This window comes from uncultured Frigoribacterium sp., from assembly GCF_963515265.1.
Classification (GTDB): domain Bacteria; phylum Actinomycetota; class Actinomycetes; order Actinomycetales; family Microbacteriaceae; genus Frigoribacterium.
Map to the genome: position 1 here is coordinate 1 of NZ_CAUPYL010000142.1, position 6,936 is coordinate 6,936.

Annotated in this window: 7 protein-coding genes, 1 tRNA gene and 2 pseudogenes; 3 read left to right on the forward strand and 7 right to left on the reverse strand. The window is 73.0% G+C overall.

All coding sequences use genetic code 11. From position 1 onward, the window contains the following. A pseudogene (locus tag RWM17_RS10780) lies at positions 1 to 599 on the forward strand (amino acid adenylation protein); the annotation flags it as partial. Between the two features lie 65 nt (positions 600 to 664). Further along, positions 665 to 2,020, forward strand: coding sequence for a M1 family metallopeptidase (locus RWM17_RS10785; RefSeq protein WP_314103548.1), 1,356 nt, complete (start codon positions 665 to 667; stop codon positions 2,018 to 2,020). A 78-nt stretch (positions 2,021 to 2,098) separates the two neighbouring features. Here the strand turns inward: RWM17_RS10785 and RWM17_RS10790 are convergent, their stop codons facing one another. Continuing rightward, a complete protein-coding gene (locus RWM17_RS10790) occupies positions 2,099 to 2,581 on the reverse strand; it encodes a MarR family transcriptional regulator (RefSeq protein ID WP_314103551.1) in 483 nt (160 codons plus the stop codon). Next, complete coding sequence (locus tag RWM17_RS10795) at positions 2,578 to 2,865, reverse strand: hypothetical protein (RefSeq protein ID WP_314103553.1); 288 nt, start codon at positions 2,863 to 2,865, stop codon at positions 2,578 to 2,580. The genes RWM17_RS10790 and RWM17_RS10795 overlap by 4 nt, the downstream gene beginning before the upstream one ends. 115 nt (positions 2,866 to 2,980) lie before the next feature. Here RWM17_RS10795 and RWM17_RS10800 point away from each other — a divergent pair, with 115 nt between their 5' ends. Further along, on the forward strand, positions 2,981 to 3,880 hold the full coding sequence (locus tag RWM17_RS10800) for an SDR family oxidoreductase (protein WP_314103556.1): 900 nt from the start codon (positions 2,981 to 2,983) through the stop codon (positions 3,878 to 3,880). A gap of 88 nt (positions 3,881 to 3,968) precedes the next feature. Here RWM17_RS10800 and RWM17_RS10805 read toward each other — a convergent pair whose 3' ends face one another. The 5 genes and pseudogenes from RWM17_RS10805 to RWM17_RS10825 all read right to left on the reverse strand — a co-directional run. Beyond that, a complete protein-coding gene (locus RWM17_RS10805) occupies positions 3,969 to 4,715 on the reverse strand; it encodes a general stress protein (RefSeq protein ID WP_314103558.1) in 747 nt (248 codons plus the stop codon). 173 nt (positions 4,716 to 4,888) lie between these two features. After that, positions 4,889 to 4,961, reverse strand: a tRNA-Ala gene (locus RWM17_RS10810). A 116-nt stretch (positions 4,962 to 5,077) separates the two neighbouring features. Further along, positions 5,078 to 5,785: an AAA family ATPase gene (locus RWM17_RS10815; protein WP_314103561.1), complete on the reverse strand. Its 708-nt coding sequence runs from the start codon at positions 5,783 to 5,785 to the stop codon at positions 5,078 to 5,080. A 68-nt stretch (positions 5,786 to 5,853) separates the two neighbouring features. Further along, positions 5,854 to 6,261 carry a ribosome silencing factor gene (gene rsfS, locus RWM17_RS10820; RefSeq protein ID WP_194613506.1) on the reverse strand — a complete coding sequence of 136 codons (408 nt, stop codon included), beginning with the start codon at positions 6,259 to 6,261 and terminating at the stop codon, positions 5,854 to 5,856. A gap of 45 nt (positions 6,262 to 6,306) precedes the next feature. Next, a pseudogene (locus tag RWM17_RS10825) lies at positions 6,307 to 6,936 on the reverse strand (hypothetical protein); the annotation flags it as partial.

The window sequence follows — 6,936 nt, forward strand, 5'->3', positions numbered from 1 at the left end:
CGTGGGGCCCGCTCGTCGCCGCGCTGGCGAGCGGCGCCGTGCTGATCGCGGCCGGGCTCGTCGCCGCGGTCGTGACCACCGCCTCCAAGTGGGCCCTGATCGGCCGCGTCCGGGCGGGCGAGCAGCCGCTCTGGTCGTCGTTCGTCTGGCGCAGCGAGGTGGCCGACGTCTTCACCGAGATGCTGGCCGCGCCGTGGTTCGCCCGGGCCGCGACGGGGACGCCCGCCCTGGTGTGGTGGCTGCGCAGCCTCGGGGCCCGCATCGGCCGTGGTGTCTGGACCGACAGCTACTGGCTGCCCGAGGCCGATCTCGTCGCCCTGGGCGACGGATCGACGGTCGGCCGCGGCTGCGTGGTGCAGACGCACCTGTTCCACGACCGGATCATGTCGATGGACACCGTGACCCTCGACGCCGGCGCTGCCCTCGGCCCCCACAGCGTCGTGCTGCCAGCGGCCGTGGTCGGCAGCCACGCCACCGTCGGCCCTGCCTCGCTCGTGATGCGAGGAGAGGGCGTGCCCGTCGGCAGCCGGTGGAGCGGCAACCCGATCGGGCCGTGGCGCGAGGTCCGCCACTCGGACTACCACGCGGCCACCTCGTGAGCGGGCCTGCCGACGGCAGCGGAGACGACGGCACGCCGACCGACGGCAGCGTGTTCGATGGGACCGTGCCCGACTCCTTCCCGCGCGACAGCGATCCCGACGACGCGGTGCCCGACACCCACACGCCGGGCAGCGGCGCCGACGACTTCACCGTCGCCTCCTACGACCTCGAGCTCTCGTACCGGGTCGTGACCAACCGCCTCGACGGCCGGGCGACGGTCTCGGCCGTCGCGACGGCGCCGCTGCGTCGTGCGGTCTTCGACCTCGTCGGCCTCCGTGTCTCGCGCGTGCGCGTCGACGGACACAAGGCCCGCTTCAGCCAGAGCGCGACGAAGCTGACGGTGACGCTCCCCCAGGACGCGGAGGCGGGCGCCCGGTTCACCACCGTCGTCGACTACTCGGGCCGGCCGGCACCACGACGCGGACCGTGGGGCGAGATCGGTTGGGAGGAGCTCACCGACGGGGTCATCGTGGCGGCGCAGCCGAACGGTGCCGCGACCTGGTTCCCCTGCAACGACCGCCCGGACGACAAGGCCACGTACCGCACCCGGATCGACGTCGAGCACGGCTACCACGTGGTCTGCAACGGCGACCTCGTCTCACGTCGATCGAGCCCCGGCAAGGTCACCTGGACGTTCGAGCAGTCCGAGCCCACCTCGAGCTACCTCGCGACGGTGCAGATCGGGCGCTACGAGTCGCGCGAGCTGGCCCTCGGCACCGACGACGCGCCCGTCCGCGGCGCCCTCGTCGGCCCGCCGGACCTGCGCGCGCGGATCGACCACGACTTCGGGGCCGTGCCCGAGATGGTGCGCTGCTTCACCGCCTCCTTCGGCCCCTACCCCTTCGGCGCCTACACGGTCGTGGTGACGGCCGACGACCTCGAGATCCCGCTGGAGGCGCAGGGCGTCGCCGTCTTCGGGGCGAACCACGCCGACGGGCGGTCGGGCAGCGACCGGCTGATCGCGCACGAGCTCGCGCACCAGTGGTTCGGCAACAGCGTGGGCGTCGCCTCCTGGCGCCACATCTGGCTCAACGAGGGCTTCGCCTGCTACGCCGAGTGGCTCTGGTCGGAGTGGTCGGGCGGCACCTCGGTCGCGACGCACGCCCGCCGCACGCACCTGCGGCTCGCCCTGCCGCCGCACGACCTCACGGTGGGCGACCCCGGGCCGGACGCGATGTTCGACGACCGCGTCTACAAGCGCGGCGCGCTGACGCTGCAGGCCCTGCGGCTGACGATCGGCGACGACGCGTTCTTCGCCGTGCTGCGCCGCTGGACGGACCAGAACCGGTACGGCGCGGTGTCGACGAACGACTTCGTGCGGCACTGCGTGCGCGTCAGCGGCCACGACGCCGGCGAGCTCGAGGCGCTGTTCGCGAGCTGGCTCTTCGAGCGCCCCTTGCCTCGCCTGCCGCACGACTGAGGCGAGCTGCACCCCCGATCCGGCACTGCACCCCTGGTCCCGGGGGTGTTCTGCTGGTTCGGGGGTGCAGCTCGCCGCTCAGGCCTCGGCCGCCGCGATCAGCTTCGCCATGGTGCGGTGCAGCAGCACCAGCTCGTCGCGGGTGACGTCGAGCCGGGCCATCATCCGCCCGGGGATCGACTCGGCCTGCTCGCGGAGGGCGACCCCGGCGGGCGTCAGCTCGATGCTCAGCGCTCGTTCGTCGTCCGCGCTGCGCCCGCGGGTGACCAGGCCCTGCGCCTCGAGGCGCTTCACCAGCGGCGACAGGGTGCCGGGGTCGAGCCGCAGCAGCCGGGCGAGGTCGCGGAGCGCCAGCGGCTGCTGCTCCCACAGGGCGAGCATGACGAGGTACTGCGGGTGCGTCAGCCCCATCGGCTCGAGCACAGGACGGTACGCGGAGACGACGCTGCGCGAGGCGACCGACAGCGCGAAGCAGATCTGGCTCTCGAGCGCGAGCGGGTCAGCGGCCGCGACGCCGGGCGCCTGGCCGACAGCCTCGGAGGCGCGGGCCGCCGCGCTCATCCGCGGACGTCCCGGGGGCAGTGCAGCATCGTGCGCGGGCCGGAGCGGTCGACGACGTGCTCGTCCATCGGGCGGCCGCAGAGCGGACAGGCGCCGCCGTGCGCGGGGGCGACGATCGGCGCCTCGTCACGGATGCCGAGCTGGGCGCCGCCGATGTAGGGGCGCAGCCGGGAGTTCATCCGCTCGACGGCGTCGCCGAACCAGCTGCCGTGCTCGTGGCCGGGCTCGCCTCCCTGCGCATCGCCGTGCTCGTCGCCGTGTCGTCGCGGTCTTCTCGTCGCCATGTGCTGAGTGTACCAATCATTGGTACACCAAGCGACTGCCGAGGAGGCGGCCCCGCGTACCCCGGCACCTGCCCGCGCTGAGCAGGCAGCCAGCCCCGCGGCGTATCACGGGTGCATGACCCGCGATCAGTACACCTTCGACGACCCCCGCACCCGCTACCCCGTGATCAGCCCGGAGGTGCAGCAGCAGCCGGAGCCCGGGCTCCAGTCGCACATGACGCCCGTCCCCGACCTCGGCGAGGACAGCTACCGCGGCACCGGCCGCCTGACCGGCCGGAAGGCGCTCATCACCGGCGCCGACTCCGGCATCGGCGCAGCCGTGGCCATCGCGTTCGCCCGCGAGGGCGCGGACGTCACCCTCTCGTACCTGCCCGAGGAGGAGGAGGACGCGCGCCACGTCGTGTCGCTCGTCGAGGCGGCCGGGCGGAAGGCCGTGGCCGTCCCCGGCGACCTGACCAGCGCCTCCTTCTGTCGCGAGCTCGTGCAGCAGGCCGTCGAGGGCATGGGCGGGCTCGACGCGATCGTCAACGTCGCCGGGGTCCAGGTCTGGCAGGAGTCGATCGACCAGATCACGGACGAGCAGTTCGACCGGACGTTCAAGACCAACGTCTACGCGCCCTTCTGGATCATCAAGGCGGCCCTGCCGCACCTGCAGCCCGGCTCCACGATCGTCAACACGGCCTCGCTCGAGGCCTACACGCCTGCCCCCGACCGGCTCGACTACGCGACGACCAAGGGCGCGATCAACAACTTCTCGAAGGGCCTCGCGCAGCAGCTCGTCGGCAAGGGCATCCGCGTGAACGTCGTCGCCCCCGGGCCGACCTGGTCCGTGCTGCAGGTGACGCAGGGCGTCGACCCCGAGACCCTGCCCGAGTTCGGCTCGAGCGAGTCGCCGATGGGACGGGCCGCGCAGCCCGCCGAGCAGGCGCCGGCCTACGTGTTCCTCACCAGCGCCGAGTCGAGCTTCGTCGCAGGCGAGACGCTGAACGTGAACGGCGGGATGGTCACGCCGTGAGGCGCTGAGCGTCGGGGACCTCCCGGCACGACGAAGGGCCCCGCACGCGCGGGGCCCTTCGTCGTCGGCGCAGTTCGCCAGGCTGCTGCTAGCCGACCTTGCGACCCTGCGCGAGCACCTGGTGGGCGCGGGCGGAGAGCTCGCCACGGACGAGCACCTCGTAGCGACCCGCCTCCATCGTCTTCACCGAGGCGAAGTCACGCCGACCACGCGTCGCGGCGTGGCCGACGGCGCCCCAGAGCGCGCCCCACAGGGCTCCGGCGCCGAGGGCGATGAGCAGGACGCCGATGAACGCGACGCCCGGCGCGAAGATGCTGAAGAGCAGTCCGAGCAGGAGCCCGAACCACGCCCCGCCGGCGGCACCGCGCACGGCGGCCTTGCCGGTGGTCAGACGGCCGGCGACGTTCTCGACGGTACGGATGTCGTGGCCGACGATCGACACGCTCTCGACGGGGAAGCCCTCGTCGCTGAGCAGGTCGACCGCGGACTGCGCGTCCTCGTAGCGGGTGAAGGTCGCCAGCGTCTGGGGATGGCCCTCGCCGGCGAAGGCACCGATGCCCTTGGGGCCGGGGGCGCCGGTCGTGGGCGACGAGGCAGGAGTGCCCTGCTGCGGGGCACCGTAGGGGGCGCCCTGCTGGGGCGCGCCGTAGGGGGTGCCCTGAGGTGCGCCGGGGGCGACCGGCTGCTGCTCGGACGGCGCAGCGGCACCGCCCGCCGGGGTCGGCGCGTACTCCCCGTACGCAGGACGGGGGCGGTCCGCACCCGTCGGCGTCCCGGAGGCGCGGGTCGCGTCGTCGTCGGGGGTGGGGGTCTGGCCAGGCTGCTCGTTGCTCATGCATGATGTCTACCGCGTCGGCCACCCGCGTGGAGCCGATGCACAGCGCACGCCCAGACCGGCACCGCGACGACTCAGGAGTCGCGTTCCTCCACGAAGCGAGGCAGAGGAGCGGGGGCAGGAACGAGAAATGGCCTCACCCGAAGGTGAGGCCATCCCGTCTTGCTCGTGGGTGGATCTGAGGGGACTCGAACCCCTGACCCCCTGCATGCCATGCAGGTGCGCTACCAGCTGCGCCACAGACCCTTATCGTGTTGCCGTGTTGCTCGTGTTCCCGCTGCCGAAGCAACTCGTCAACCTTACTACAGAATCCGACGCCGCAAGTACACCCGCCGCCAGGGCCCACGGCCCGGCGCTGCACCTCAGAGGTGGCGCAGGTACCGTCCCGGCTCGTCGAGGAACGCCCGCCAGTGCTGCACGAGGTCGAGCTCGCCCCAGGTCGTCCGCTCGATGCCCCGCTCGCCGAGCTGCAGCACCGCGGCGCCGGGCAGGGCCGTGAGCACGGGCGAGTGGGTCGCGCAGACGACCTGCCCGCCGGCGTCGACGACGTCGGCCAGGGTGCCCATGAGCTGGAGGCAGGCCGAGAAGGACAGGGCTGCCTCGGGCTCGTCGAGCAGGTACAGCCCCTTCTCGGCGAGCCGGACGTCGAAGGCGTGCAGGAAGCTCTCGCCGTGGCTCACGTCGTGGAACCCGGGGTCGCGCTTCTCGTACCGCGCGAACATGTCGAGCGCCGTCTCCGACCGGAGGAACCAGCCCCTCGCCTTGCGCCCGACCATGCGGCTGCCCGTCGGCGTGCGTCCGAGCTCGAGAACGGCGCCCAGCTCGGACGGCTCGAGCTCGGAGGAGTACCTGCCGTGCGAGCGACCGCCGCGGACGTCGGCGCCCCACGCCTCGGCGAGGGCCTCGACGATCGTCGACTTGCCGCTTCCGTTCTCACCGACGAGGAAGGTCACGGGTGCGTCGAGGGACACACCCGTGCCGACGAGCGCAGCGACGGCCGGGACGGTGAACGGCCACTCGCGCGGGTCGGCGACGAGCGCCTCCGGCACGCGGACCCGGTCGATGATCATGCCGCCAGGGTCGCACGGACCACCGACGGCACGGAGGTCGTCGACGTCCGGAGACGCGAGGTGCGGGCCTAGGCCTCGGACGAGGCCGGAGCCGAGGCGGCCTCGGCGGAGGAGGCGCTCACCACGTCGAGCGGGATCGCCGGGCAGTCGCTCCACAGGCGTTCGAGCGAGTAGTACTGGCGGTCTTCGTCGTGGAACACGTGGACGACGACGTCGCCGAAGTCGAGGAGGATCCAGCGGCCCTCGGCGCGACCTTCGCGGCGCAGGGTGCGGGCGCCGGCCTCGAGCATCTTGTCCTCGATCTCACCGGCGATCGCGACGACGTTGCGCTCGCTGCGGCCGGAGGCCAGGAGGAAGATGTCGGTGAGTGCCAGCGGCTCGGACACGTCGAGCGCGACGAGGTCGTCGGCCTGCTTGTCGTCGGCGGCGCGGGCTGCGATCTGCAGGAGCTCGATGGCACGAGGGGTGGCTGTCACGGATTCCTTCGGGGTGGGTCGGCCCGGGACGGGACGACGGCGGCGTCAACCGCCGAGGATGCCCGTGGCGAACCCGGCGATGACGACACCGATGATACCTGCTCCGAGGACGCCCCCGCCGATCCCGAGGATCAGGGGCAGCTTGCTGGAGGCGGGCTGTGAAGCGGCGAGGACGACCGAGCGCGTCGAGGTGTGGGTGCTGATGGCCCGGCTGGCCCGGACGGGAGCCGCGTCGGTCTCGGCGCTCTCGGCATCGCCCTGCTCGAGCAGGCGGTCGATGTCGGAGTTGTCGATGCGCGCCTGCGACCCCGTGGCACCCAGGCTGCGGGGCAGGTCGATCGAGCCGGTGATGATGATCTCGCCGGTCGCGTTGAGCGCTCCGGTGACGTCGGCGACCTGCTGGTCGGTGAGGATGAGCGCGTTCGTCTGGCCCGTGTGGGTGCCGAGGGCACGACCGGGGGCCGTGTCGTCGTCGGGCTCGTCCGACTGGGTCGTCCAGTGGCCGACGGGCGGCACGAAGCCGCTCGGCTCGGGGACGGACGCGGGCGCGGGCTCGGCGACGGCTGCCGCTGCGGGCGAACCGGCGCTGCCGGGAGCGACGGCCGGGTCGTCGCCGTCAGGTGTCGAGGCGGAGCCGGGCCGCGATCCGCTGAGGTCGAGGGGGAACACGGAGGG

Bases quoted from the DNA above. Each gene is read 5' to 3' on its own strand.
- RWM17_RS10800 (WP_314103556.1), top strand. From the start codon at position 2,981: ATGACCCGCGATCAGTACACCTTCGACGACCCCCGCACCCGCTACCCC.
- RWM17_RS10795 (WP_314103553.1), bottom strand. From the start codon at position 2,865: ATGGCGACGAGAAGACCGCGACGACACGGCGACGAGCACGGCGATGCG.
- RWM17_RS10815 (WP_314103561.1), bottom strand. From the start codon at position 5,785: ATGATCATCGACCGGGTCCGCGTGCCGGAGGCGCTCGTCGCCGACCCG.
- RWM17_RS10790 (WP_314103551.1), bottom strand. From the start codon at position 2,581: ATGAGCGCGGCGGCCCGCGCCTCCGAGGCTGTCGGCCAGGCGCCCGGC.
- RWM17_RS10805 (WP_314103558.1), bottom strand. From the start codon at position 4,715: ATGAGCAACGAGCAGCCTGGCCAGACCCCCACCCCCGACGACGACGCG.